This window comes from Micromonospora sp. NPDC000442 (assembly GCF_042898635.1).
Taxonomy (GTDB): domain Bacteria; phylum Actinomycetota; class Actinomycetes; order Mycobacteriales; family Micromonosporaceae; genus Micromonospora.
Genome location: NZ_JBIAYZ010000029.1, coordinates 25440 through 50128, shown reverse-complemented (window position 1 = coordinate 50128; position 24689 = coordinate 25440). Strand labels below are relative to the sequence as shown.

General features: G+C 69.9%; 27 protein-coding genes and 2 tRNA genes. 11 read left to right on the top strand and 18 right to left on the bottom strand.

Going from position 1 to position 24689, the window contains the following annotated elements; genetic code table 11:
* Positions 1-762 precede the first annotated feature (762 nt).
* Positions 763-990 carry a hypothetical protein gene (locus tag ACFY2A_RS28505; RefSeq protein WP_363925443.1) on the top strand — a complete coding sequence of 76 codons (228 nt, stop codon included), beginning with the start codon at positions 763-765 and terminating at the stop codon, positions 988-990.
* 5 nt (positions 991-995) lie between these two features.
* Here the strand turns inward: ACFY2A_RS28505 and ACFY2A_RS28500 are convergent, their stop codons facing one another.
* The 6 genes from ACFY2A_RS28500 to ACFY2A_RS28475 all read right to left on the bottom strand — a co-directional run bounded on the left by ACFY2A_RS28500 (position 996) and on the right by ACFY2A_RS28475 (position 6424).
* Entirely contained in the window at positions 996-1793 is a 798-nt protein-coding gene (locus ACFY2A_RS28500) for a carbon-nitrogen hydrolase family protein (RefSeq protein ID WP_387176140.1), read from the bottom strand.
* Positions 1794-1854: 61 nt separating this feature from the next.
* A complete protein-coding gene (gene clpX / locus ACFY2A_RS28495) occupies positions 1855-3150 on the bottom strand; it encodes an ATP-dependent Clp protease ATP-binding subunit ClpX (RefSeq protein ID WP_204015394.1) in 1296 nt (431 codons plus the stop codon).
* Between the two features lie 207 nt (positions 3151-3357).
* Positions 3358-4020, bottom strand: a complete 663-nt coding sequence (locus tag ACFY2A_RS28490) for an ATP-dependent Clp protease proteolytic subunit (RefSeq protein ID WP_093411492.1) — start codon at positions 4018-4020, stop codon at positions 3358-3360.
* Positions 4021-4034: 14 nt separating this feature from the next.
* Positions 4035-4676, bottom strand: a complete 642-nt coding sequence (locus ACFY2A_RS28485; protein ID WP_169600058.1) for a ClpP family protease — start codon at positions 4674-4676, stop codon at positions 4035-4037.
* 170 nt (positions 4677-4846) lie between these two features.
* On the bottom strand, positions 4847-6193 hold the full coding sequence (tig, locus tag ACFY2A_RS28480; RefSeq protein WP_387176137.1) for a trigger factor: 1347 nt from the start codon (positions 6191-6193) through the stop codon (positions 4847-4849).
* A 157-nt stretch (positions 6194-6350) separates the two neighbouring features.
* Positions 6351-6424 (bottom strand) — tRNA-Pro (locus tag ACFY2A_RS28475).
* A 282-nt stretch (positions 6425-6706) separates the two neighbouring features.
* Here ACFY2A_RS28475 and ACFY2A_RS28470 point away from each other — a divergent pair.
* The 3 genes from ACFY2A_RS28470 (at position 6707) to ACFY2A_RS28460 (ending at position 7730) form a co-directional block, all read left to right on the top strand.
* Positions 6707-6780 (top strand) — tRNA-Gly (locus tag ACFY2A_RS28470).
* Positions 6781-6844: 64 nt separating this feature from the next.
* Positions 6845-7417: a hypothetical protein gene (locus tag ACFY2A_RS28465; protein ID WP_387176136.1), complete on the top strand. Its 573-nt coding sequence runs from the start codon at positions 6845-6847 to the stop codon at positions 7415-7417.
* A gap of 31 nt (positions 7418-7448) precedes the next feature.
* Positions 7449-7730: a hypothetical protein gene (locus ACFY2A_RS28460; protein WP_387176134.1), complete on the top strand. Its 282-nt coding sequence runs from the start codon at positions 7449-7451 to the stop codon at positions 7728-7730.
* A 48-nt stretch (positions 7731-7778) separates the two neighbouring features.
* On the opposite strand, the gene ACFY2A_RS28455 is transcribed toward ACFY2A_RS28460, so the two are convergent.
* Positions 7779-8792 carry a fatty acid desaturase family protein gene (locus ACFY2A_RS28455; RefSeq protein WP_387176132.1) on the bottom strand — a complete coding sequence of 338 codons (1014 nt, stop codon included), beginning with the start codon at positions 8790-8792 and terminating at the stop codon, positions 7779-7781.
* 169 nt (positions 8793-8961) lie between these two features.
* On the opposite strand from ACFY2A_RS28455, the gene ACFY2A_RS28450 reads away from it, so the two are divergent.
* Together ACFY2A_RS28450 and ACFY2A_RS28445 are read left to right on the top strand one after the other, a co-directional pair.
* The gene (locus tag ACFY2A_RS28450; RefSeq protein ID WP_387176130.1) at positions 8962-10209 is read left to right on the top strand and encodes a sensor histidine kinase; all 1248 of its coding nucleotides are present in this window, start codon (positions 8962-8964) and stop codon (positions 10207-10209) included.
* On the top strand, positions 10161-10796 hold the full coding sequence (locus ACFY2A_RS28445; RefSeq protein ID WP_387176128.1) for a LuxR C-terminal-related transcriptional regulator: 636 nt from the start codon (positions 10161-10163) through the stop codon (positions 10794-10796). The genes ACFY2A_RS28450 and ACFY2A_RS28445 overlap by 49 nt, the downstream gene beginning before the upstream one ends.
* Positions 10797-10819: 23 nt before the next feature.
* On the opposite strand, the gene ACFY2A_RS28440 is transcribed toward ACFY2A_RS28445, so the two are convergent.
* Complete coding sequence (locus ACFY2A_RS28440; protein WP_387176126.1) at positions 10820-11878, bottom strand: hypothetical protein; 1059 nt, start codon at positions 11876-11878, stop codon at positions 10820-10822.
* A complete protein-coding gene (locus ACFY2A_RS28435; protein WP_387176146.1) occupies positions 11875-12204 on the bottom strand; it encodes a PadR family transcriptional regulator in 330 nt (109 codons plus the stop codon). The genes ACFY2A_RS28440 and ACFY2A_RS28435 overlap by 4 nt, the downstream gene beginning before the upstream one ends.
* 119 nt (positions 12205-12323) lie before the next feature.
* Here ACFY2A_RS28435 and ACFY2A_RS28430 point away from each other — a divergent pair, with 119 nt between their 5' ends.
* A complete protein-coding gene (locus ACFY2A_RS28430) occupies positions 12324-13079 on the top strand; it encodes a DUF1028 domain-containing protein (RefSeq protein ID WP_387176124.1) in 756 nt (251 codons plus the stop codon).
* 143 nt (positions 13080-13222) lie between these two features.
* Here ACFY2A_RS28430 and ACFY2A_RS28425 read toward each other — a convergent pair whose 3' ends face one another.
* Positions 13223-13762, bottom strand: coding sequence for a hypothetical protein (locus ACFY2A_RS28425; protein ID WP_387176122.1), 540 nt, complete (start codon positions 13760-13762; stop codon positions 13223-13225).
* Positions 13763-13874: 112 nt separating this feature from the next.
* Between ACFY2A_RS28425 and ACFY2A_RS28420 the strand changes: the two genes are divergently transcribed.
* Together ACFY2A_RS28420 and ACFY2A_RS28415 are read left to right on the top strand one after the other, a co-directional pair.
* On the top strand, positions 13875-15107 hold the full coding sequence (locus tag ACFY2A_RS28420) for a GNAT family N-acetyltransferase (RefSeq protein ID WP_387176120.1): 1233 nt from the start codon (positions 13875-13877) through the stop codon (positions 15105-15107).
* Between the two features lie 126 nt (positions 15108-15233).
* Complete coding sequence (locus ACFY2A_RS28415; RefSeq protein ID WP_387176118.1) at positions 15234-15560, top strand: hypothetical protein; 327 nt, start codon at positions 15234-15236, stop codon at positions 15558-15560.
* Between the two features lie 67 nt (positions 15561-15627).
* Here the strand turns inward: ACFY2A_RS28415 and ACFY2A_RS28410 are convergent, their stop codons facing one another.
* The 3 genes from ACFY2A_RS28410 to ACFY2A_RS28400 all read right to left on the bottom strand — a co-directional run bounded on the left by ACFY2A_RS28410 (position 15628) and on the right by ACFY2A_RS28400 (position 18548).
* A complete protein-coding gene (locus tag ACFY2A_RS28410) occupies positions 15628-16095 on the bottom strand; it encodes a ribose-5-phosphate isomerase (protein WP_204014770.1) in 468 nt (155 codons plus the stop codon).
* 72 nt (positions 16096-16167) lie between these two features.
* Entirely contained in the window at positions 16168-17373 is a 1206-nt protein-coding gene (locus ACFY2A_RS28405) for a DUF1015 family protein (RefSeq protein WP_387176116.1), read from the bottom strand.
* 551 nt (positions 17374-17924) lie between these two features.
* Entirely contained in the window at positions 17925-18548 is a 624-nt protein-coding gene (locus tag ACFY2A_RS28400) for a disulfide bond formation protein DsbA (protein WP_387176114.1), read from the bottom strand.
* A gap of 216 nt (positions 18549-18764) precedes the next feature.
* On the opposite strand from ACFY2A_RS28400, the gene pepN reads away from it, so the two are divergent.
* Both pepN and ACFY2A_RS28390 read left to right on the top strand, forming a co-directional pair.
* A complete protein-coding gene (gene pepN / locus ACFY2A_RS28395; RefSeq protein WP_387176112.1) occupies positions 18765-21314 on the top strand; it encodes an aminopeptidase N in 2550 nt (849 codons plus the stop codon).
* A 78-nt stretch (positions 21315-21392) separates the two neighbouring features.
* Complete coding sequence (locus ACFY2A_RS28390; protein WP_387176110.1) at positions 21393-21566, top strand: hypothetical protein; 174 nt, start codon at positions 21393-21395, stop codon at positions 21564-21566.
* A 126-nt stretch (positions 21567-21692) separates the two neighbouring features.
* Here the strand turns inward: ACFY2A_RS28390 and ACFY2A_RS28385 are convergent, their stop codons facing one another.
* From ACFY2A_RS28385 to ACFY2A_RS28365, 5 genes are all read right to left on the bottom strand, one after another.
* On the bottom strand, positions 21693-22106 hold the full coding sequence (locus tag ACFY2A_RS28385) for a DUF5130 family protein (RefSeq protein ID WP_387176108.1): 414 nt from the start codon (positions 22104-22106) through the stop codon (positions 21693-21695).
* Positions 22093-22377, bottom strand: a complete 285-nt coding sequence (locus ACFY2A_RS28380; RefSeq protein WP_363925487.1) for a hypothetical protein — start codon at positions 22375-22377, stop codon at positions 22093-22095. Before ACFY2A_RS28380 ends, ACFY2A_RS28385 begins: the two co-directional genes overlap by 14 nt.
* Positions 22378-22447: 70 nt before the next feature.
* Positions 22448-23911, bottom strand: coding sequence for an amidase (locus tag ACFY2A_RS28375; protein ID WP_387176106.1), 1464 nt, complete (start codon positions 23909-23911; stop codon positions 22448-22450).
* 127 nt (positions 23912-24038) lie between these two features.
* Positions 24039-24467, bottom strand: coding sequence for a PIN domain-containing protein (locus tag ACFY2A_RS28370; protein ID WP_387176104.1), 429 nt, complete (start codon positions 24465-24467; stop codon positions 24039-24041).
* Complete coding sequence (locus ACFY2A_RS28365; RefSeq protein ID WP_387176102.1) at positions 24464-24682, bottom strand: type II toxin-antitoxin system VapB family antitoxin; 219 nt, start codon at positions 24680-24682, stop codon at positions 24464-24466. Before ACFY2A_RS28365 ends, ACFY2A_RS28370 begins: the two co-directional genes overlap by 4 nt.
* Positions 24683-24689: the final 7 nt, after the last annotated feature.

Genomic DNA, 24689 nt, shown 5'->3' with positions numbered 1-24689 from the left:
CTCTCCAACAAAAACCTGAAGGAAAATCCATCCCGACAACAAAAATGTTGCCAAAGGAATCCAAACCAACCAGAAAAACTGGCCAGCCCGGGAATAAAACAATTTGGCACTGGCTTATCAAGCACCCTGTTGAGTTCTCAAAGAACAACCACACACCAAACTCGGCTTCACTTGATGAAACCGCGTCCGGGGCAACCGCTCCAAACTATCCGAACCGCGCTTCGAGGTCAACCCGAGAGATCAGGCATCTCGTAACTAGCTCGGGGCCCACGCCATCGCCCGCCTTTCGGCGCTAGCATCTGTCGTGGAGAACCGCAGACCGGCCGATCATCACTCAAGACAACCCGCCCGGCTCCTGCCGGCTCCAGAACCTTACCCGGTCGGCTTCGCGATCGCAACTCCATCTTCAAAGTTGCTCCGCACCGCCCGGCCTCAGCCTCGCGTCGACATGGCCTTCGCGTTGCTGGCGCCCGTTGTCAGCCGTTTGCTCCGGCCTCCCGCGTGCAGAGGGAAAGCTACGCGGACGCCCCGGAGAAGGCAAATCATCCATCATCGATATCCGTCCAAGGTTCGGCGAACGCTGGCCGGGCCGGCGTTCTCCTGACGCGCGAACGGCCCCGGTCCAACGGCTCGGCTGACCGGACCCGGGTCGGGTGCAGCCCGCTGCCTCGCCCCCTACTGGCCAGCGCATCGGCATGGTCGCTGCGGAGTGGTCTTCGCGCCAACGACCACGAGAGGTTCCGACGTGCCAGAGTGTCTGGCATGGATGACGTGTCCCGGCCCCTAAGCCCGGTCCTCGCCGAGGACGCGCTACTCGGCCTCCTGTTACCGATATGGCAACTGCTCATCGGGGCTTTTGTGCTCTTCGCGGTCCTGGTCTCGATCGGCCGCCTGGCCCGGCGCGGCCCGTCCCGGATGAGTACCGCCCTGCTGATCACCGCCGCTGCCATCGCCGGCTTCGCGCTGGTCGGCGTACTGCTTCAGGGGTAAGGGCGTCAGAGACGGCGGTTCGCCAGACTTGGCAGCTCGGCACGGATCCGGTCCAGACAGCTCAGGTCGATGTCGGTCACCGCGAGCCCCGGGCCGTCGGGCACCTGAGAGAGCACCGTCCCCCAAGGATCGATCACCATGCTCCGTCCGAAACAGGTCCGGCCGGGTTCGTGATCACCTGTCTGCCCGGCCGCCGCGACGAAGCACTGGTTCTCGATCGCGCGGGCCCGCAGCAGCACCTCCCAATGGTCTCTCCCGGTATGCATCATGAAGGCCGCCGGCACCACCAGCAGGTTGGCTGCGCCAACGGTGGCAAGCTCTCGGTAGAGCTCGGGGAAGCGCAGGTCATAGCAGATGGACAGGCCCACCCGTAGCCCCTCGACGTCCACCACGACCGGCCGGTCCCCGGGGGCCACTGTCGCGGACTCCCGATAGGAGACGCGGCCGGGAATCTCCACGTCGTACAGGTGGATCTTGCGGTAAGAGGCGGCGAGCGTGCCGGAACGGTCGAAGACCAGCGTGGTGTTCCAGGTGCGGTCCGGGTCGGGGCCCGCCTCGTGGAAGGAGCCGGCGATCAGCCAGACCCCGCGCCGGCGCGCGGCGGCGGCGAAGAACCGGCCCACCCGGCCGTCCACGGACTCCGGCGCCGGCATCCCGGCGCCTGGACCGAGATAGTCGACGTACTCAGGCAGGAGCACCAGGTCCGCGCCGGCCTCGGCGGCGCGATCGATCAGAGTCTCCGCAGCGGCGAGGTTCGCCTCTCGGTCGTCCCGGGAGTTCAGCTGGCAGACGGCGACGCGCATGGCTGCCAGCGTACGGGTGGACGGCGGCCGGCCGCAGCGTGCGGTCGCGGCGCGGCCGGGATCAGGCGGACTTCTCCTCGCGCTCGCGCCGGGCACGGCGACCCGTGAACTCACGCGGAACGATCGTCGGGTTCACGTTCTCCAGTACCGCCTCACGGCTGATCAGCACCCGGGCGGCATCAGGATTGCTGGGTACCTCGTACATCACGGAGAGCAGTACCTCCTCCATGATGGCGCGCAGCCCACGAGCGCCGGTGCCGCGCAGCATGGCCTGGTCGGCGATTGCTTCGAGAGCGGGCCGCTCGAACTCCAGCTCGACGCCGTCCAGCTCGAACAGGCGTTGGTACTGCCGGACCAGGGCGTTACGCGGCTCGGTGAGGATCCGTACCAGCGCGGTGCGGTCCAGGCTCCGGACACTCGTGATCACCGGCAGCCGGCCGATGAACTCGGGGATCAACCCAAACTTGAGCATGTCCTCCGGCATCACCTGGCTGAAGATGTCGTCGGTGGAGCGGTCGGAGACCGCGCGGAGCCGAGCGCCGAAGCCGGTGCCACCGTGCCCCGTACGCGCCTCGATGATCTGATCCAGACCGGCGAAGGCCCCACCGCAGATGAACAGCACGTTCGTCGTGTCGATCTGGATGAATTCCTGGTGGGGGTGCTTGCGACCGCCCTGCGGGGGCACGTTTGCGACAGTGCCCTCAAGCATCTTCAGCAACGCCTGCTGGACGCCCTCACCGGAGACGTCACGAGTGATCGAGGGGTTCTCCGACTTGCGGGCGATCTTGTCGATCTCGTCGATGTAGATGATGCCGGTCTCGGCCCGCTTGATGTCGTAGTCGGCAGCCTGGATCAGCTTCAGGAGGATGTTCTCCACGTCCTCGCCGACGTAGCCAGCCTCGGTCAGGGCGGTGGCGTCGGCGACGGCGAAGGGGACGTTGAGCATCCGGGCGAGGGTCTGCGCCAGGTGGGTCTTGCCACACCCGGTCGGACCGAGCAGCAGGATGTTCGACTTGGCCAACTCCACGCCGTCGTTACCGGCGCCCGGCGCATTGGCCGCCTCGGCCTGGATCCGCTTGTAGTGGTTGTAGACCGCGACGGCGAGCGCCTTCTTGGCCTGCTCCTGGCCCACGACGTAGTTGTCGAGGAACTGGCAGATCTCCATCGGCTTGGGAAGCTCTTCCCACTTCACCTCACCGGACTCGGCCAGCTCCTCTTCGATGATCTCGTTGCAGAGATCGATGCACTCGTCGCAGATGTAGACCCCGGGGCCCGCGATGAGCTTCTTGACCTGCTTCTGCGACTTCCCGCAGAAGGAGCACTTCAGTAGGTCGCCGCCGTCACCGATCCGTGCCACCTACGTTCTCCCTGCACTCATCGGCCGGAGCCCCGGCCACGACCTGCGGACGCTGACGCTCCGCCCGTCTTTCTCTCGCCCGCCGGTCGCCCGGCGAGGTGGTACGGACCCGACGTTACCCGCTGCCGCAGGTTTCTCCGACCCCCAAAACGGGTGTGTCAGAGGTCGGCCGGCAACGAGCCCGACCGACCTCTGACCCGGTAGCGGTCAGCTGGCCGCGTTCGCGGCCAACAGACCCTTCTTACGACTGGTGAGGATCGTGTCGACAAGCCCGTACTCGCGGGCCTCCTCCGCCGTCATGATCTTGTCACGGTCGATGTCCTTACGAACCAGGTCGACCGGGCGGTTGCAGTGCCGGGAGAGCATCTCCTCCAGCTGGGTGCGCATCCGCAGGATCTCCTTGGCCTGGATCTCGATGTCCGAGCCCTGCCCGTAGCCGCCCTCGGTGGCCGGCTGGTGGATGATGATGCGCGAGTTCGGCAGAGCCATCCGCTTGCCCGGGGTGCCCGCCGAGAGCAGCACCGCGGCGGCCGAGGCGGCCTGGCCGAGGCAGACCGTCGAGATGTCCGGCCGGACGTACTGCATCGTGTCGTAGATCGCCGTCATCGCGGTGAAGGAGCCACCCGGCGAGTTGATGTACATGATGATGTCCCGGTCGGGGTCCGTCCCCTCCAGGGTGAGCAGCTGGGCCATCACGTCGTTGGCCGACGCGTCGTCCACCTGCACGCCGAGGAAGATGATGCGGTCCTCGAAGAGCTTGTTGTACGGGTTGGACTCCTTGACCCCGTACGACGTGCGCTCGACGAACGACGGCAGAACATAGCGGTTGTGCACGGCCGCGAACTGGGGCGGCAGGCTCAGGTCGGTCATCGTCTGCTCCTCGATCAGCTCAGGGTCCCGGCGCCTTCGGGAACCTGAGCGGCCCCCGTGATCACCTTGTCGATGAAGCCGTAGTCGACGGCCTCCTGGGCGGTGAACCAGCGGTCCCGGTCCGAGTCCGCCTCGATCTGCGCCGGCTGCTGACCGGTGTGGAAGGCGACGCGCTCCTGGAACATCCGCTTGGTGTACAGCATCTGCTCGGCCTGAATCGCGATGTCGGCGGCGGTGCCGCCCATCCCGCCGGAAGGCTGGTGCATCATGATCCGGGCGTGCGGGAGGGCGTAGCGCTTGCCCTTCGTACCCGCGCAGAGCAGCAGCTGGCCCATGGACGCGGCCATGCCCATCGCCACGGTCGACACATCGTTGTCGATGAACTGCATCGTGTCGTAGATGGCCATGCCGGAGTAGACCGAGCCACCGGGCGAGTTGATCCAGAGGTTGATGTCGCGGTCCGGGTCTTCCGCGGCGAGCAGCAGCAGCTGCGCGCAGATGCGGTTGGCGACCTGGTCGGTCACCTCGCTGCCCAGGAAGACGATCCGCTCCTTGAGCAACCGGTTGTAGACCGAGTCGTCGAGGTTGCCAATGGTGTCACCGCCGCGGGCGTCGATCGCCCGAAGCGGCTTCGCTGGGATGTGCATGTCGGTCATGGCAGCCCTTCGCTCTCCGTACCGTCGTGTCCGACACTAACCGCTGGGCCGGTCGCCAGACTCCCGGTCCGGGCACTGTTCGCTCTCAGCGCAGCAGGCCGAAGGCGTACCCGGAAAAGGGATCGGGCCACCACCCACCGCGACCGGCGGACGGTGGCCCCACCCGGCGATCAGTGCTCGTGCGAGTGCTCCTGCTCGCTCGCCTCACGCAGCGCGTCCATGGTCACCACGTTGCCGGCCGAGTCCTTGATCGTGATGCGCTCCATCACCGAGGCCAGGGCCTTGCCCCGCCGGACGTCGCCGTAGACCGCACCGGCGGTGCCGGAGCGGACAAGCTGGTCGTAGTACTGCTGGGGGGCCATGCCGGCGCGCTGGGCGCGGTGGACGATCTCGTGACCGAACTCGTCGTCGGAGACCTGCACGTCCTCGGCGTCGGCGAGGGTGTCGAGCAGCAGCTGAACCTTGACGCCCTGGGTGGCGGCGTCGGTCAGCTCGGCGTCGATCTGCTCCTCGGTCTTCTCCTCGGCGGCGAGGTAGTCCTCCATCGAGGCGCCGATGCGCTCCAGCTGGTCGGCCATCGCCTCCTTGCGGCTCTCCACCTCGTCACGGATCACGCCCTCCGGCGCCGGTACGTCGGCGGCCTCGACGAGCTGCTCCAGGGCCTTGTCCCGGGCGGCGTAGATCTGCTCGACCCGCTTGCCCCGGGTGACCCGCTCGCGCAGATCCGCCCGCAGCTCCTCGATGGTGTCGAACTCGCTGGCGAGCTGGGCGAACTCGTCGTTCAGCTCCGGCAGTTCCTTCTCCTTGACCGTACGCACGGTCACCAGCACCTCGGCGTCACGACCGGCGAAGTCGCCGCCCACGAGCTGGGTGGTGAAGGTGGTGTCCTCGCCGGCGGACAGACCCACGACCGCCTCGTCCAGGCCCGGCAGGAGCTGCTTGCTGCCCACCTCGTGCGAGATGTTGCTGGCCGAGCCGCCCGGCACCTCCTCGCCGTCGACGGTCGCCCGCAGGTCGATCTGGACGTAGTCGCCCTCGACCGCGGCGCGCTCGACGGTCTTCAGGGTGGCGAAGCGCTCACGCAGGCCGTTCACCTGCTCGTCGATCTCGCTGTCGTCGATCTGCAGCTCGTCGACGGTGACCTCGATCGAGGCCAGGTCGGGCACGGTGATCTCCGGCCGGACGTCCACCTCGGCGGTGAAGTTGAGCGAGTCGCCGTCGTTGAACTCGGTGATCTCGACCTCGGGACGCCCCAGCGTCTTCAGGTCGTGCTCACGTACGGCGGAGAGGATGTTCTGCGGGATCGCCTCCTGCACCGCCTCGTTGAGCACGGTGCCCCGGCCGACCCGCTGGTCGATGATCGCCGGCGGCACCTTCCCCTTACGGAAGCCGGGGATCTGGATCTGCTGGCCGATCTCCCGGTACGCCTTCTTGAGGCTCGGCTCGAGCTCGACGAACGGCACCTCGATGGCGAGCCGCACGCGCGTCGGGCTCAGAGTCTCGACGGTGCTCTTCACAGGCGTACTCCTTGACGGATCTCGGTTGATTCTGGGCGCACTTTCGGCCCATCGAGTGTAGGCGAGCCGACACGGCGGACCAGCAGCACCCGGTACCGACGGCGGGCCTGCCCCGCGTGCCGGTCCTCCGGGTGCCGCCGTCCGGTGCTTGCGGCAGTCGGGGTGGCGGGATTTGAACCCACGGCCCCTCGCTCCCAAAGCGAGTGCGCTACCAAGCTGCGCCACACCCCGTGGCGACGAGCAGTCTATGCCGTCCCTCCGACAACCGGATGCCGGGGCGTCACCCAACGCGCCGAACGAGGACGAACCGGACACCAGCGCTCCGGGTCGGCGGGTCGGCGGGTCGGCGGGTCGGCGGGTCGGCGGGATGTTGTGGTCTCCCGGCGGCGCGAGACGACAACATCCCGCATGTTGCGAGGATCGACGCGGCGCGGGCGCGGCACGGGGATACGGCCGCGCGGCCGCCGTGGGTATTGGGTAGGCTGTCGGGCGCACCCGGTCGTTCGGGTGTACGCGGGCGTAGCTCAATGGCAGAGCTTCAGTCTTCCAAACTGACGGTGCGGGTTCGATTCCCGTCGCCCGCTCCACTTCATCACGTGACCGGAAGAATCTGGTCGCCCCGGTGCGTATGGTGCTGCCACGATTGCCACCGTGACTGGCGACTCCCCGACCGGCGACTCCGGCACCTGGCGTAGCACGCTTCTCGCTCGCGTGGTCGGTGAGATCGAAACGGAGATTCGTCAGGCGTGGGAGCGACTTGCCGTCGACCTCGATGTCGACCCCGATTCGTCCGAGGCGATCGAGTTGGCCTGGCTGGTGGTCAACGACCCGGCGGCGTACGACTGGCGGACCGTCGACGCCGCGATTGACCGGCTGTGCTGTCCGGCGTGTGGGTCACGGCTGACCCGGGGACCGGCCGCGTGCGAGACGTGCGAGTTCCATCATCGGATGCGGTTCGGTGCCCGGGAGGTGGACCGTCGGCAGGTTCCGCCGGGCAACGAACATGCTTTGCGGGTGGCGAGTGCGGTGGCGCGTACCCGTCATCGCTATTCGGCCAGGGCTCGGGTGGGTTACGAGTTGGTGCTGCCGGAACTCGTTGCCGGTGCACTGCCCACCACCCGGCAGGCTCAGGCCGGGAAGGCCCTGATCAACAAGCTGACCGATGATGAGTGTGACCGCGTCGTGAGCTTCGCCCAGGTCGAGGAGTTGGCGCGCGGTCGCTGATCCCCACCGTCCACGACCTTCTGGAGCCGCCATGTCCGGCGAACCGGAGCCGGGTGTACAGCCCGAGTGGCTGCGGCCCGGCCACGAGCAGGGTGATCCGGTGATGCTGACGGTCGACGGGCAGGACTTCCGGGTTCAGGCCCGGGCGGGCGCGGCCGGCACGTACGACTTCGACTGGCTCAGCGGGCCGCACGACTACGGTTTCGGGCTGTCCAGATCCGACGGCTCGGTGATGAGCCTGGCCGAGATGGAGGCGGCGATCCGCGAGTTCCTCGCCGGGATCCACCCCGAGACCGGCTACCTGGCGGAGTGACAGCCTCCGACGACGACACCAACGGCAATATCCAGGCGGTGCCGGGGCTCAGCGTGCCGCGTGTTCGGCGCGGGCGGGGGCGCCGACCTCGTGCAGGTGTCGTAAGGCCTGGCGGTAGGAGTCGATGAGGCCGGTCTGTTCGTAGGGCACGCCGATCTCGGCACAGTACGCCTGCACGATCGGTTGGGCCTTGCGCAGGTTGGGTGTGGGCATGCCGGGGAACAGGTGGTGTTCGATCTGGTAGTTCAGGCCGCCGAGCGCCACGTCGGTGAGCCAGTTGCCACGGACGTTGCGGGAGGTCAGCACCTGCTTGCGCAGGAAGTCCTCGTCGCCGGTCGGGTGCGGCATGCCCTTGTGGTTGGGGGCGAACGTCAGACCCAGGTAGACGCCGAACAGAGCCTGGTGCAGCAGCAGGAAGGCGACGGCCTGGAGCGGCGTGAGGACCACCAGGAGCGCCGCGAGGTAGCCGACGGCATGCAGCACCAGCAGGGCGCTCTCGACACCGCGACGCCGCACCGTGCCGTCGCGCAGGGCCTTGACGCTGGAAACCTTGAGGCTGACGGCGAGCAGCGTCAGGAGCGGGAAGAACAGTGCGGCCTGGTGCCGGGTGATGAAGCCCTTCAGTCCGCGCCGGCCGGTGGCTGCCTCGGCGGCCCAGATGAGCACCTCGGGGGCCACATCCGGGTCGAGGTCGTCGTGGTTGGGGTTGTTGTGGTGGCGGGTGTGCTTGTCCATCCACCAGCCGTAGCTCATCCCGACGCCGAGGTTCCCGGCGAGCAGTCCGGCGACTTCACTGGGTCGTTTGGTGCGGAACACCTGGCGGTGCGCCAGATCGTGCGCCACGAGTGCCACCTGGGCGAACGTGACGGCGAGGAAGACAGCCGTGATCATCTGCCACCAGGAGGAGCCGATGACGAGGAACGCTGTCCAACCGCCGAGATACATGAGCGCGACGGCGCCCAGCCGGAGGGCGTAGTAGGCGGGCCGGCGTTGCATCAGTCCAACTCCGATGATCCGGCGGGAGAGCGCGGCGAAGTCGCTGCCGGTCGTCGTGGTAGTCATGGCTTCAGCAAACCGAATAACGACCTGCGTGTCAGGAGTTCTACCCTCTCTGCGGAGGGGGTGCTGGCACCACCGACGGACGGCTGCCACGGTGGGCAGAATATGACCCGTGGACATGGCCGGAGCTTTTGCACGGATGGGCCCATGGGTCCGTCGAGGGGTGCGTTCCGTGCTGGCCGGTGTGGCCGCGATCGGTCTGGCACTCACGAACTTTCCGCTGCTCGTCCTGTCGATTGTCGCGCTGGCGCTGATACCGGTGCCCTTCCTGGGCATGGCGCTGGTGACCTGGACGACGACGTTGGTCAGAAAGCGCACCGATCTCGAGCGGAGGCTCGCCTCCCGCGCTGGTGTCCCGGTGGCACGTCCGTACCATCCGCCTCCCGAGCGGGCCCTGCCCGGCGGTTGGCGCCGCTTCCGGTGGACCGTCACCGACCCGGCCACCTGGCGCGATCTCGCCTGGCTGGTGCCGGGTGCCATCGTCGGGATCGTCCTCGGCACGATCGCGCTGGCCATACCGCTGTACGGGCTGGCCGGGCTGACGCTGACGCCGTTGTGGATCTGGCTGGGTACCGGCTGGTACGGCTACGGCACCGTCTGGTCCATCGACACGTTCGGTGAGGGCCTGCTCTGCCTGCCGCAAGGCGCCGCCATCCTGGCCGGCGGCCTATGGGTGGCGCCGTGGCTACGTCGCGTCGACGCCTCCTTCACCCGACTTCTGCTCAGACCGACCCGGGCCGCCGAACTCCGGCTGCGCGTCACCCAGCTGACCGTGACCCGCGCCGACACGGTGGACGCCCAGGCCGCCGAGTTGCGTCGCATCGAGCGCGACCTGCACGACGGCATCCAGGCGCGGCTCGTCTCGCTGGGCATGATGATCGGGCTCGCCGACGAACTGATCGACCGGAATCCGGCCGCGGCTCACGAGATGCTCGCCGAGGCACGTGAGTCGAGCGGTACGGCGCTGGTCGAGCTGCGGCACCTCGTACGCGGAATCCATCCGCCCGTACTGGCGGAACGTGGTCTGGAGGGCGCGGTGCGGGCACTGGCGCTCAGCCTTCCCGTGCCGATCATGGTCGACGCCGACCTTCCCGGCCGGCTCGACACGCCGGTCGAGTCGGCGGCGTACTTCGCCGTGGCCGAGACCCTGACCAACGTGGTCCGGCACAGTCGCGCGCACCACGGGTGGGTGTCACTGCGCCACGTCGAGGGACGGTTGACGATGGTGGTGACCGACGACGGTGCCGGCGGTGCCGACTCCGCCGCCGGCACCGGTCTGCGCGGTATCGAGCGTCGCCTCGCCGCCTTCGATGGCACGATGGCGCTGTCGAGCCCGCCCGGCGGGCCCACCGTCGTCACCATGGAGCTGCCGTGCGCGTTGTCATCGCCGAGGACCATGCACTCCTTCGTGACGGACTGACCCGCATCCTGCAAGCCTTCGACTTCGACGTCGTCGCGGCCGTCGACAACGGCCCGGCTTTGCTACCCGCCTTGGTCACCGAGAAGCCCGAGGTGGCGGTGGTCGACGTCCGCCTCCCACCGACCTTCACCGACGAGGGCCTACAGGCCGCCATCGCGGCCCGGAACCGGATACCCGGACTGCCGATCCTCGTGCTCTCCCAGCACGTCGAGCCCTTGTACGCCAGGGAGCTGCTCAGCACTCCGCAGGGTGGCGTCGGTTACCTGCTCAAGGATCGGGTCTCCAACGTCGGCGAGTTCATCGACGCCGTCCGCCGCGTCGCCGCGGGCGGCAGCGCCATGGATCCCGAGGTGATCACACAGCTCCTCGCCCGCCGGGAGCCGCTGGCCGCCCTCACCGTCCGGGAACGGGAGGTGCTCGGCGAGATGGCCGAGGGCCGCTCCAACGCCGCGATCGCCACCAAGCTCCGCATCACCGAGAAGGCGGTGAGCAAGCACATCAACAACATCCTCACCAAGCTGGACATGCCGCCCTCCGACGACCACAACCGCCGGGTGCTGGCCGTGCTGGCCTATCTGAACGCCTGAGGCGGAACGCGTACCGGCTCCGATCAGTCGGCGGCGCGGTGTGGCTCCGCGGCAGCCGACTCCGGCGGCAGGTGGCGCAGCGCCCGGAAGGCCCGTACGGCCAGGGGCACGCCGACCGCCAGGACGGCGGCGGCCTGCACCGAGGCGATCGTCAGCAGTGCCGTGCGCTGCGTCTGGCCGACGATGTCGGGCAGGGTCGCGGTGCGCAGGACAAGTGCGGTCGCGGCGAGCATGACCAGCGCCAGCGACCAGGGCAGTGTGCGAGCCGGTGGACGGAATGCACATACGCCCAGGTGGAGCACCATGGCAACGACGACCAGCGCACAGCACAGGCCCGGCCAGTCCAGCAGCCGTAGCGCCGGCGTGGTCGCCTGGGCGACGTACAGCGGTACGGGAACCGCGAGGATGCCCACCGGTAGGGCCAGGAGCCAGCGTCGGCGTGCCACCGGCGCACCGTCGCGGTGGACGGCCGACATCGCGACCAGCAGGAGAAGCTCGATGAGCAGCATCGCCCACGCCGCCACGGTCACCGGTGCGGGGCCGCTGCCCTGCTCGACGGCGATGGCGATGGCCTGCGGCACGATGGCGATCACGGCGACGGCCTGGGCTACGCGCCGGTGCCCGAGGACAAGGGCGAGGAAGGCCGGCAGCCAGGCGTACCCGGCGACGTGCAAGGTGGCCTGCCAGGTGCTGCTGGGCGGGACGGGAGCCCATTCGGACGTGGGCACGGGCAGCCAGCTCAGCGCACCGGTGAGCCACAGCGTGACGGCGAGGCCGACGGCGGCCATGGCCGCCTGGGTCAGCACTCCGGCCAGGACCGCCAGGCGGACCGCCTGCCCCCAGGCGTACGGGCGCGGTGGCGCGTCAGGCCCGCCGATCCGTAACCCGACGGCGAGGGACAGGATGCTGGTCACCTCCGCCAGGCTCGGGCGTCCGTGGTCCGCGAGGTATTCGTCGGTCTCGGCGTCGCCGGTCTGCATGGTCTCCAGGAAGGCGGCGACCATGTCGTCCTCCCACTGCCGCCGGTATCCGGCGGGCAGCAGCCGCAGCACCCGACGGTAGCGCTCCTCCAGCCGGCTCATGCGGACGTCCCTTCGATCGGGCTCTGTCGGCGCAACCGGGTCGAGACGAGCCGGGCGTTGGCGGCCAGCCGTCGAGCCTCCGCGTCGAGGGCGTGGCGTCCCCGTTCGGTCAGCCGGTAGTACCGGCGCAGCCGGCCCTGCCAGGTCTCCTCGCGGTCCAGCTCGATCAGGCCGCCACCGACGAGCCGGTCCAGCGCTCCGTACAGTGACCCGATCTTCAGCCGCACCCGGCCCTGCGACAGGTCCGTCACCTCGGCCACGATGCCGTAGCCGTGACGCGGGCCGTCGAGCAGCGCGGTGAGGACGAAGAAGGTCGGTTCGGTCATCGCCCCGGGACTCATCAGGCCAATATAGTGGCCGGCAAGATATCTTGGCCAGCATCACTTCTGGGAGCGCCCCGAGACTCGGATGCCTCGCGGCATCACACGCCGGCAGGTAGGGCGGCATGTCCGGTGCACTGCCCGGGTATGCCGCGGCGGTGACCTTCTCGATCGTCGCCCGCTGCGGGCGTACCGGACAGTTGGGTGTGGCGGCGCTGACCGCGAAGCCCGGTGTCGGCAAGCTGGTGGCTCACGTCCACCCCCACGGCGCCGTGGCGACCCAGGCACTGCCCAACCCGTTCCTCGCCTACGACGGCCTGCCGCTGCTCGACGACGAGCGCACACCCGAGGACGTGGTGACCGAGCTGCTCGACCGCGACCCGGGTCGGGACGTACGGCAGGTCGGCATGGTCGACCGGGAAGGACGCTCGTACGCCTTCACCGGTGCCCGCACCCTGGACTGGTCGGGCCATCACATCGGCATGGGCTACGCGGTGCAGGGTAACCGGCTGGTGGGCGCGGAACCTCTCGACGAGATCGTGCGGGCGTACGAAGACAGCGAAGATCTCGACCTGACCGAGCGGCTGCTGCTCGCGATCGAGCTGGGTGAGGACGCCGGCGGCGACCGGCACGGGGCACGCTCGGCGACCGTCACGGTGATCGGCGAACAGCCGTATCCGCTGTGGGATCTTCGGGTCGACGACCACGATCAGCCGGCAAAGGAGCTACGCCGGCTGTACGACGTCTTCCACGAGGAAGTGGCCACCGCCGTACGGCAGCTGCCGACCCGGGACGACCCGATGGGCGAGGCCGCCCGGCGGGCGCTCGGTCCATGCGGTGGCCCGGACGATGCTCGCGGAGAACCGCACCGGCGGGGATGAATCGCGCCGGTCTGGGTAAGCAGGCCGCCGTCCTGGTGGAGTGACGACCTCGGTCGCGGTGCCGCGGCCACCTCCCGGGCGGGCCGGCCGACGGGCTGGCCCGCCCGGCGGCCGGGAACCTCGCGCGGGCATCCCGCAGCGGCCTAGTTGGTCAGCCAGTTCCAGGCGTCCATGATCCACTGCGTCTGTTGCAGGAACGCGACACCGAGGCCGGTCAAAAACACCGCCGTGACCAGGTGCGCGCCACGGGCGGTGCGCCGGACCCGGCCCAACTGCCGTTCCAGCACCACTCGGCCGAGTAGCCGGGCCAGGGTGAACAACCCGGCCGCGACCAGCAGGCTCAGCACGAAGATCACGACCGGTCCGACGAGGTCGCCGCCCCCGGAGATCGCCCAGATCCCCCAGCAGACGAACGCGAACAGCGCCCCCGCGAAGCTCCACTCGCCGCCGCGCTTCAGGCGTGCCACATGCCAGCTCAACGGTTGACGCGGCTCCGGTTCGCCCGGCCAGCCGGTGCCGGTCGGCGCGTGCTCCACCGTCGGGAACGGCTCGGTACGCGGCGCCCGGGCACCGACCTGGGCAACACCCCGGCGGTACGGGTCGCGCTGCGGCGGCACCCCGCCATCGGGCTGCGGCGGCACCTCGACGGTCCGCTCCGCCCACGGCTGCGTCTGCTCGGCCATGTCGTTCCCTCCCCTTTCACCGGCAGCGCCCCCCGGACGCTGCTGGAGACTTCGAGGGTAGCCAGCCCGCAAATCGGTCGCCGTACCCACACCGATCGGCTAGACACGAGCGGTGACCACCTCCACCCTGGCGATCGAGATCGCCAACGCCGACGACTTCGACGAGATGAACGGCTTCCTCGGTTCCCTGTTCCACCATCCGGTCGACAGCGAAGCCCAGGATGCCGAACGTCCGATCTTCGAGCCGGAACGCGCCCTGCTGATACGCGACGGATCCGACCTGGTGGCCACCGCCGCCGCATTCACCCGCAAGCTCGGCGTACCCGGCGGGGACCTGGCCGCCGCCCACGTGAGCATGGTCGGGGTCGCGCCCACCCATCGTCGGCGGGGCCTGCTCACCGCGATGATGCACCGCCAGCTACGTCAGATCTACGACAATCGCCGGGAGCCGGTCGCGGTGCTCTGGGCCAGCGAGGGCCGGATCTATCCGCGCTTCGGCTACGGCCTCGCCTCCCAGCGGTTCCACGTCTCCGGGGAAACCGCCGAGCTGCGGCTGCCGCCACCGTTGCCGGACGAGGGCCGGCTGCGCCTGGACCGACCGGCCGACCGGCAGGCCGACCTGGCTCGGGTGTACGACCGGGTCCGCCTCGAACGTCCCGGCTGGTCGGCACGCGACGACCGGTGGTGGCGGTACGTGCTGGTCGACCCGGAGGCCCACCGTGGCGGGGCCACCGAGCGACGGGTGGTACTGCACGAGGGCTCCGACGGTGTGGACGGCTACGGACTGTTCCGCACCAAGGCCGAGTGGGACGACGCCGGCCCGAACAGCCTCACCACCGTCGACGAGGTGGTGGCGAGCACCTCGGCCGGGTACCGGGCGATCTGGCGGATGCTGCTCTCGCTCGACCTGACCCGGCGGCTGAACTGGATGCGGGCCGCGGTGGACGAGCCGCTGCTGCGGTTGCTGAACGAACCGCGCCGGCTCGACTTCCGGCTGGTCGACGCGTTGTGGGTACGGGTGGTGGACGTGCCGGCCGCGCTCGCCGCCCGGCGCTACGCCGCCGACGTCAACGTGGTCATCGAGGTGACCGACCACCTGCTGCCGGAGAACACCGGCCGGTGGCGGCTGCGGGGCGGACCGGCCGGGGCCACCTGCACACCGGCGAGCGGACCGGCCGACCTGGCCTGCGACGTACGCTGCCTCGGCGAACTCTTCCTCGGCGGGGTGACCCCGGCCGCGCTGGCCGACGCCGGCCGGCTGCGCGAGCTGCACCCCGGCGCACTCGCCGCCTCCGGCCCCGCCTTCACCTGGCACCGGGCCCCCTCCGCCATGGAGATCTTCTGACCCGTCCCGCCCGCCGATGGTGCGGAAATGGTCGTTGATTCGGGGCCTCCAGCGCCGTCTGTCACTGCCCCAACTGCACGATCGGCGAAGCGGGCAGGCGGCTGGCCGTGGGGGTACGGTCGGGGGGTGGCGGATGGCGGGGAACGGCGGCGACGACGGCATCGGCACCCCGGTGCCCAGGGTGGCGGGGTCGACGGTGGTGCCGCGGCCACCACGGCCGGGGTGCACGACGGCGGTGAAGTCCCGCGTGGGCGACGCAACGGCGCTCCCGAGGACGGTGAGCGAGGGCTGCGTGGGCTGGTCGGGTCCGGTTCTTCGCAGGTGAGCGTGACCGCCGCGATGCGGGCCCGGGACGCCGCCCGGCCCACCGACGAGGATCTCGCCGCGGCGGCGGACCGGGTCGTCATCGTCCGCCGCAACTGGACCCCCCGCGACGAACTGCCCCGCCGCTGACCCGTCCCGATCCGGGGTCGAGCGGTCTCCCCCACCCCGGATCAGGCGTGATCGTCCCCGCCTCGGATCAGGGTAGGTCGGGCAACTGCCGGGTGCGCTCGTACTCGGCGACCTGGGCGATGCGGCGAGCGTGCCGGTCACTGCCCGAGAACGAGGTGGTCAGGAACGCCTCGACGATGGCGGTGGCCTCGTCGAGGGTGTGCTGGCGGGCGCCGACGGCGACCACGTTGGCGTCGTTGTGCTGCCGGCCCAGTTGGGCGGTCTCGACGTTCCACGCCAACGCCGCCCGCACCCCCGCCACCTTGTTCGAGGCGATCTGCTCGCCGTTGCCAGAGCCGCCGATGACCACGCCCAGGCTGCCCGGGTCGGCCACCACCCGGGTGCCGGCGTGCAGACAAAAGGCCGGGTAGTCGTCCTCCGGATCGAAGGCGTGCGGGCCGATGTCGACCACCTCGTACCCCTGCTTGGCGAGGTGGTTGGCCAGGTGCACCTTCAACTCGAAACCGGCGTGATCGGATCCCAGGTAGACGCGCATACCGCGCAGTCTGTCAGGCCCGTCCCACCGGGCACCGCCGGGGCGGGTGGCAGACAGGACGGGCCGGACGGGTCAGGACCGTTCGGGCAGTTCGGCGACCACCAGACCGCCGCGCGCCTTCGGGGTGAACCAGGTGCTCTTGCGGGGCATCTTCTCCCGGGCCAGGTTCACCGCGACGAAGTCGTCGACGGTCACCGGCGCGATGAGGATGGCCAACTCGGCCCGACCGGCCTGGACCTCACCGGTGAGCCAGCTGGCCGGGTAGTCACCACCGACGTAGGTGATCCGCTTGTCACCCGGATCCAAGCCGAGGGCGTCGCGCAGCAGCAGCCGCTCGACCAGGGCGTGGTCGAGATTCTCCAGGCGACCGGCGCCGGTGTGCGGCAGCGTCACCGCGTACGCCTGGTGCGGAAGCTGGAGCACGACGCTGCCGCCGGTCGCCGGGACCTCGGCCGGGCCGTCCAACGCGGTGAGCCCCGCCCCGGCGGCGGCCAGCCGCTCCAGCAACTCCTCGGGGGTGGTGGTCAGCTCGCTGACCAGGCGGTTGTACGGCTGGATGGCCACCGAAGCCGGGGTGGTGACGACCGCCAGGAACCGCGACATCCCACCGGTCTGCGCGGCCAGGCTGCGGTGGTTGCCGTCGGCGACGACCAGCTCGCCCCCACCGGCCAGCGCGGTCAACTCGTCCTGCTGCCGGCCGGGACCGACCAGCCAGATGGCGTGGGTGCGGCCGGCCTGGTCGGTGTCGGTGGCGGCGGGCGCCCCGGCCGTGTCGGTGACGGCCGCGAGGGCGGCGTGCAACTCGTCGCCGCGCCCGGTCTGCAGCAGCAGTACGGGTGAGAGCAGATGCCCCAACGCCTCGGCCAGCGCGACCCGTTCGCGCACCTTCGCGATGAAGACGTCCTCGTTGCGGATGACCAGGCCGGGTTCGTCGGCCCGGGTGGAGATCTGATCGGTGTCGACCATGGCGAACAGCCCGTAGGCCGGCTCCTCGCCCGGGGCGCTGATCCGGTACAGCACCACCACCTGTTCGGCCGGGGTGTAGCTGCCGTCGGCCTTCGCCTCCGCGAGCCGGCTCACCGCGTCCGGCAGGGCGTCGACGAACGACTTGCCGAGGCTCTCCGGGGCCTTGTGCGGCATCTCGATGCCGAGGGCGCTGTGCGGATTCGCCTCGATGATCGCGGTGATCTCCGCGTCGTCGGCAAACTCGTCGTAGTTCTGGGCGCCGGTACCACCGGTGGTGATCCAGGCGCGGGTGATCGGGTGCACGACCGTCATGACCGTTGACGCTACCGGCGGCGCATCGGGTGCCGCCGCCGGACCCGCCCCGAGCCCACCAGATGAAAGCAGGGTCGCCTGCTCAACGTTCGGCCTCGGCCGCCCGTCGATGCCGGCCGGTGAGCGCTGGTACCACGGTGGGGCGACGCGCCATTGCCGGCCGAGGCCCCTGGTTGCGGACCTCGCGACCGGGAGGGGTCAACCGCGAGGTGGCGGGGACTGAGGCGACGCCCACCGCGCCATTGCGCCCGAACCGGCTGGCTGCGTTCGGGCTGCGATCCTGCCGGGGAGCGGACCAGCCGCCGGCCCGACCGTTCCCGGGGGTCGGCGCCGGCCGTGGCACTTCCCCGCCGGCGCCCTCCTCCCGACTCCAGCGATCGTCGACCGGGGCACGATGCTTGGCCACCAGGCACCTCCACGAGCGGTGGGCTGCGGACATCGGGACAAACGAGTCCGTAACCGCACCGGTGACGCCGGACCCGGCAGCAGCGGCGCTGCCGGGCGTCGGAGCGGCCGTGTCACAAGCGTCGCCAAGGTGCCCTTCCCGCACCTCAGTCGAAGATGGGGTCGAGGTCGCGACTGCGCTTGAGTTCGAAGAAGCCCGGGGTGCCGGCGACCAGCAGGACACCGTCCCAGAGACGACCCGCAGCCGCACCCTTCGGCGCCGGGGTGACCACCGGCCCGAAGAAGGCGACCTGCCGGCCGTCGGGGCCGGGAGCGTGGATGACCGGGGTGCCGACGTCGGTGCCGACCGGCCGCATCCCGGCCTCGTGACTGGCTCGCAGCGGCGTGTCGAGCTCGCTGTCGCCGGCCGCTTCGGCCAGTGCCGGGTCCAGTCCGGCCTCGGTCAGGGCGGCGACGTACAGCTCCGGTCCGAGCGGCTCCTTGCCGAGATGGATCCGCGTACCCAGGGCCGTGTAGAGCGCCCGCACGGCGTCGGCGCCGTACCGCTGCTGCACGGCGACGCAGACCCGCACCGGCCCCCACCCGTTGCGCATCAGCTCCCGGTAGTCGTCGGACAGTTCCCGACCCTCGTTGAGCACCGACAGGCTCATCACGTGGAAGCGGACGTCGACCGGGCGGACCCGCTCCACCTCCAGCAGCCATCTGGACGTCAGCCACGCCCACGGGCAGATCGGGTCGAACCACATGTCTACGGTGACGCGCTCGTTCACGACGGGATCCCTTCGCAATGGTCATGCCGGCTCGCCGGCGTACCTCCGATCTTTGCTCTGCCCCCTGCCACCTGCCCGGGGATCGAGCCGTGACCTCGCCCACCACCGCCTACCCGTACATGGAAGACTCAGGCCCGGACCGGCCGTCACAAGCGGTCGACGGAACGTGCGACCGTGACGACGGCGAGAGTGGGATGGAGACGAACAGTGCCGGGAGTGCGCAACCTGACACAGGTCGAGGCGACCGAGCGGGCCCGCCTGCTCGACGTGACCGGGTACGACATCAGTCTGGACCTGTCCAGTGCTGTTCACGCCGCTGACGGTCGTACCTTCCGGTCGACCACGGAGGTGCGGTTCCGCTGTGCCGAACCGGGGGCCAGCACGTTCATCGAGGTGGCGGCCGACTCGGTACGCTCGGCGACGCTCAACGGCGCCCCGGTGGACCTGGCCGACTTCACCGCCGAGAAGGGGCTCACGCTGACCGGGCTGGCCAGCGAGAACACGCTTGTCGTCGACGCGGACTTCGCGTTCTCCAACTCCGGGCAGGGGCTGCACCGCACCGTCGACCCGGTCGACGGTGAGACCTACCTCTACAGCCAGTTCGAGACGGCCGACGCGCAGCGGGTCTTCGCCTGCTTCGACCAGCCGGACCTGAAGAGCGTCTACACCTGGCACGCCACCGTTCCGGAACACTGGAAGGTGGTCTCCAACATGCCGGTGGAGCGGGAGGAGGCCTCCGGTGAGGGCCACAAGACCGTGCACTTCGCCACCTCCGCCCGGATGAGCACCTACATCACCGCGCTGTGTGCCGGGCCGTACCACGAGGTCAGGTACACCCACGACGGCATCGACCTGGGCTACTTCTGCCGGGCGAGCATGGCGCAGTACCTCGACTCCGACGACCTGAACCTGGTCACCACGCAGGGCTTCGACTTCTTCCACGAGCAGTTCGGCGTGCGGTACCCGCTGCCCAAGTACGACCAGCTCTGGGTGCCGGACTTCAACGCCGGGGCGATGGAGAACTTCGGCTGCGTGACCCACGCCGAGTCGCACTACCTGTTCCGCTCACAGGTCACCGACTTCGAGTACGAGCAGCGGGCCAACACCGTCCTGCACGAGCTGGCGCACATGTGGTTCGGCAACCTGGTCACCATGCGCTGGTGGAACGACCTGTGGCTGAACGAGTCGTTCGCCGAGTGGGCCAGCCACTGGTGCAACACGCACGCCACCCGGTTCACCGAGGCGTGGACGACCTTCCTGTCCATCCGGAAGAACTGGGGCTACCGGCAGGACCAGCTCTCCTCCACCCACCCGGTCTACTGCGAGATGCCCGACCTGGAGGCCGTCGAGGTCAACTTCGACGGCATCACGTACGCCAAGGGCGCCAGCGTGCTCAAGCAGTTGGTCGCCTACGTCGGCGAGGAGCCGTTCCTGGCCGGCCTGCGCGCCTACTTCGCCCGGCACGCCTGGGGCAACGCCACCTTCGACGACCTGCTGTCCGAGTTGGAGACCGCCTCCGGCCGCAAGTTGACCACCTTCGCCTCACAGTGGCTGGAGACCGCCCAGGTCAACACGCTGCGCCCGGAGCTGACCATCGCCGCGGACGGCACCTACCAGCGGGTGGCGGTCCGTCAGGAGGCGCCGGAGGGTCACCCGACCCTGCGTACCCACCGGATCGGGGTGGGGCTCTACGACCTCACCGACGGTCGGTTGATCCGCCGCGAGCGGTACGAGGTCGACGTCGACGGCGAACTGACCGAACTCACCCAACTCACCGGCGTGCCCGCGGCCGACGTGCTGCTGCTCAACGACGACGACCTCAGCTACACCAAGCTGCGGTTGGACGAGCGATCCATGGCGACGGTGGTGCAGCACATCGCCGGCCTCGAGTCGTCGCTGGCGCGGGCGCTGTGCTGGACCGCCGCCTGGGACATGACCCGCGACGCCGAGCTGGCCACCCGCGACTACGTCGCCCTGGTGCTGGCCGGGCTGCCGGCGGAGACGGACATCAACCTGGTCACCGCGACGCTGCGTCAGGTCAGCAGCGCGCTCACCTTCTACGCCGACCCGGCCTGGGCGCCGACCGGCTGGGCCGACCTGGCCCGTACCGCGAAGATCGCGCTCGCCGCGGCCGAGCCGGGCAGCGGCTTCCAACTGGCCTGGGCCCGGGCGTACGTCTCCGCGGCCCGGTCCGGCGAGGACCTGGCCGTGCTGCGCGGCTGGTTGGAGGGCACCCAGGTGACCCCGGGGTTGACCATCGACACCGAGCTGCGGTGGAGCGTGTTGCAGGCGCTGGTGGCCAACGGCGTGGCCAAGGCGTCGGAGATCGAGACGGAGCTGGCCCGGGACAAGACCTCCAGCGGTGAGCGGGAGGCCGCCTACGCGCACGCGCTGGTACCGACCGAGGCGAACAAGGCCGCCGTCTGGGCGCAGTTGACCGGCCCCGAGGCGCTGCCGAACTGGCGGCACCGGGCGCTGTTGCAGGGCTTCAGCCACCCCACGCAGGTGGAACTGGTGACGCCCTACCGGGACCGCTACTTCGCCACGGTCGGGCAGGTCTGGGCGACCCGGGACAGCGAGCCGGCGCAGGAGTTCGCCATGCTCATGTACCCGGCGTACCTGGTGGCGGACGACACCGTCGAGGCCACCGACGCCTGGTTGGCGCAGGAGGGCCACCCCGGGCCGTTGCGGCGGCTGGTCGCCGAGGGTCGCGACGGCGTGGTCCGCGCGCTCGCCGCGCAGGCCCGAGACGCCCGGACAGCCTGACAGCGTTCCACCGGCCCGGGAGCGTCGTGAGAACACGATGCTCCCGGGCCGTTATCGTGGCCAAGGGAGGTGGACGTGATGGCACAACCGACATACGAGTGGCGCCCACCGGAACGCGGCTGGCGGGAGCAGGACCTCGCCGACCTGCCGGACGACGGAAATCGCTACGAGATCATCGACGGAAGCCTGCACGTGACGCCACCGGCCGGCTACGGACACCACTGGCTGGCGGACGAGATCCGGTCGAGGTGACCGAGCCGTGGCCGATGCGGCTCGATCCGTCCACCTGGCCACGGTGAGAATGGGCGCATGATCCCGGTCACGCAAAAGCCCGGCCGCGTACGACGCGGGCCGGGCTTTTGTCGTAGGAGGTTGGGTTCAGCCCTTGCCGGCGTAGCGGGAGAGCTGGTCGAGGCCCTGGATGATGCCGCCGGCCAGGTCGCCGCCACCGAACGCGGCCACCATCGACAGGGCGGCGATCTTGGCGTAAGTGTCCGGGACGCGCTTGCGGGCGTACCGGCCGGTGACGATCTCCAACTGACGCTGGTTGGGTGAGATGGCGATCAGCACCGACCGGTCGGGCTCGGCGAGCTGCCGGTGCAGCCGCTCTACGTGCTCCCGGATCGGCTCGTCGAGGCCGCCGACGAAGACGGAGAAGACCAGGCCGGTCGTCCGGTCGGCCAGACGCAGCGCCTCGTCGATGCGCAGCAGCTGGCGGGTCGAGAACGGCCCGTCGAGCACGTCCGGCGGGGTTTCCGTCCCGGCCGCGTGCTGCTTCTCACCAACGGTCACTTGCGCCTCCGGTTCCACCGGTCGGCGCCTCGACGCCGGCCTGTTCCTGCGTGCGGCTGGTCAGCGCGGGCGCCTGTGCCCCCACCGACAGCGCGGTACCCGCGGAGTCGGCCAGTTCCTCAGGGCGGCCGAGGAACCACACCGGCGTGAAGTTGAACGGTCGGCCCGGCCGGTAACGCTTGGCACCGCCACCACCGCCCTGGCTACCCGCGTAGACGAGGCCGGCGATCACCAGCACGATGGCTGCCGGGATGCCGACGAAGACCAGCAACGTGTCGGTTACAGACAATCCCAACGCCCCCAGGCGGAAAGAGAGATCTTCGATCGGGTCGGGTGGCGGATCACCGCGGTGACCTCCCGACTCCGCTGTCATTCACGTTAGCGGAGCCGACGCTCCGCCAGACTGCGGGGTGCCGATCCCATCCGCCACTGGAGGCCTCCAGTTGCGCAGCGGTCGCGATCAGTCTCGCGTCGTCGCCGTAGCGGCCGGTGAGCAGCACGCCGACCGGCAGCCCTTCGGCGGTCACGCCGACCGGCAGCGAAACCGACGGTTGACCGGTGACGTTGAAGACCGCGCAGTACGGGGAGAAGCGGCGCTGCCGGTCGAAATCCTCCGCCGGGGTACGTCCCTGGGTGAACCAGCCGACCGGCGCCTGTGGGGCCGCCAGGGTGGGACAGAGCAGCAGGTCGCAGCCAGCGGTACGGCGGACACCGAGGCGTACCTGCGCCTGAATCTCACCGAGGGTCGCGGTGAGCGTGCCGGCGGAGATCCCGGCGGCCTGGGTCCGCAGGAAACGGGTCAGCGGCAGCAGCTCGGACTCCCGCTGCGGCGGCACCGGGGCGAGCGCGAGGACGTACCAGATGATCTCGAACAGCGGCCAGACCTGCGGACCGAGCGGCGCCGGCACCTCGACGACCTCGTGCCCGGCGGCGGCGAGCAACGCGGCGGCCCGGTCGACCGCGGCGACGCAGTCCGGATGGACCGGCTCGTCGGCGAGCATCGGGGCGGTGAACCGGCCGACCCGTAACGGGCCGGGCTCGGCGGCTCGGGCGGCGGCAAGATAGCCGCCCGGCGGCGGTGACGGTGGCAGGTACGGCTCGCCGGGCACCGGCTCGGCCAGCACGTCCAGCAACGCGGCCACGTCGGTGACGGTCCGGCCGAGCGGACCGCTGGTCGGCAGGCCGAAGGCACCGAAACCGAGCGGACCGCCGGAGACCAGGCCGCGACTGGGCTTGTAGCCGATCAGCCCGCACAGCGACGCGGGGATCCGCAGGGAGCCGCCGCCGTCGGAGCCCTGCGCCACCGGCACCAGGCCCGCCGCCACGGCCGCCGCCGCGCCGCCACTGGATCCGCCGGCGGTGTACGCCAACGCCCACGGATTGCGAGCCGGCGGCGCCACCAGGGTCTCGGAGTACAGCGAACAGCCCAGCTCGGAGGTGGTGGTCTTACCGAGACTGACCAGGCCCGCAGCCCGGATGAAGCGCACCACGTCGGCGTCGACGGGCGGTACGAAGTCAGCGAAGGCGGCCGAACCAAAGGTGGTGCGGACACCGGCTGTCAGGGTCAGATCCTTTATCGCGGTCGGCACCCCGTGCAGTGGCCCACGCCGGTCGGCCGGCGTCGCGTCGGCGGCGCGGGCGGCTTCACGCGCCAGTTCGGCGGTGACGGTGACGAAGGCACCTACCGTGTCGCCGAGCGCGTCGACCCGCCGCAGGTGATGTTCGACGAGGTCCAGGCTGGACAGTTCGCCACGGGCTAGCGCGGCGGCCTGTTCCAGCGCGGTCAGGTCGTGCGGCTCGGCCATGCCGCCATCCTGCCCGCTCAGGCCACTCGTTGCCGCCTCGACACGAGTGTCGCGGCCGCAGCAGGCGTTCGACGTCGCCTGTGGGACGCGACCCGCTACGGGCGAGCCACCCCAAACCCGCTCTCACTCAGGAGAGGGTTCCCGGTGGCGACACCCACTCGGACCGTGGTCCACCGACCTCCGCCAACAGGTCGAAATCCCGGTCGTAGTGGAGAACGGTGGCGCCGTACTCAGCGGCAGAGGCCGCCACCATGAGATCCACCGGGCTCGCTGCCCGATGGTGTCCCCGGGCGGTCAACGCGAGTTGCAGGTCTCGCGCTCTCGTGGCCACGGCCTGGGTGATCGGAAGGTCGATCATCAGCTCGGCGCGCCGGGCGCGTACCGTCATCGCGTTCCTGAAGTCGCGGGCGCTACGCCCGTCCTCCAGGTCCAACGGTAGGCAGGTCGCGGCCAGCCTCTCCTCGAGCAGCGCCAGGATCCGCTTTCCCACGATCGGCTGGCGGAGGCGACCCCAGGCCGAGGTGTCAATCAGGTACAGGCCGGGTGGAGGGGTCACGCTGGGTCTCGCTCGCCGCCGGGTGTCTTGTCATCCTCCAGCAAGCCGGTCCAGTCCCGATCGATGGAGAGCAACTCCCGGATCGCCTCCATCCGCTCGCTGCGCTCGGCGACCATCCGGAGCGCAGCGTGAATGGTGTCCTTCTTGCTCGTGGTGCCCAGTTCACGGCGGGCTCGTTCGAGCAGATCATCATCGAGATCAATAACCGTCTTCACCAGCCGA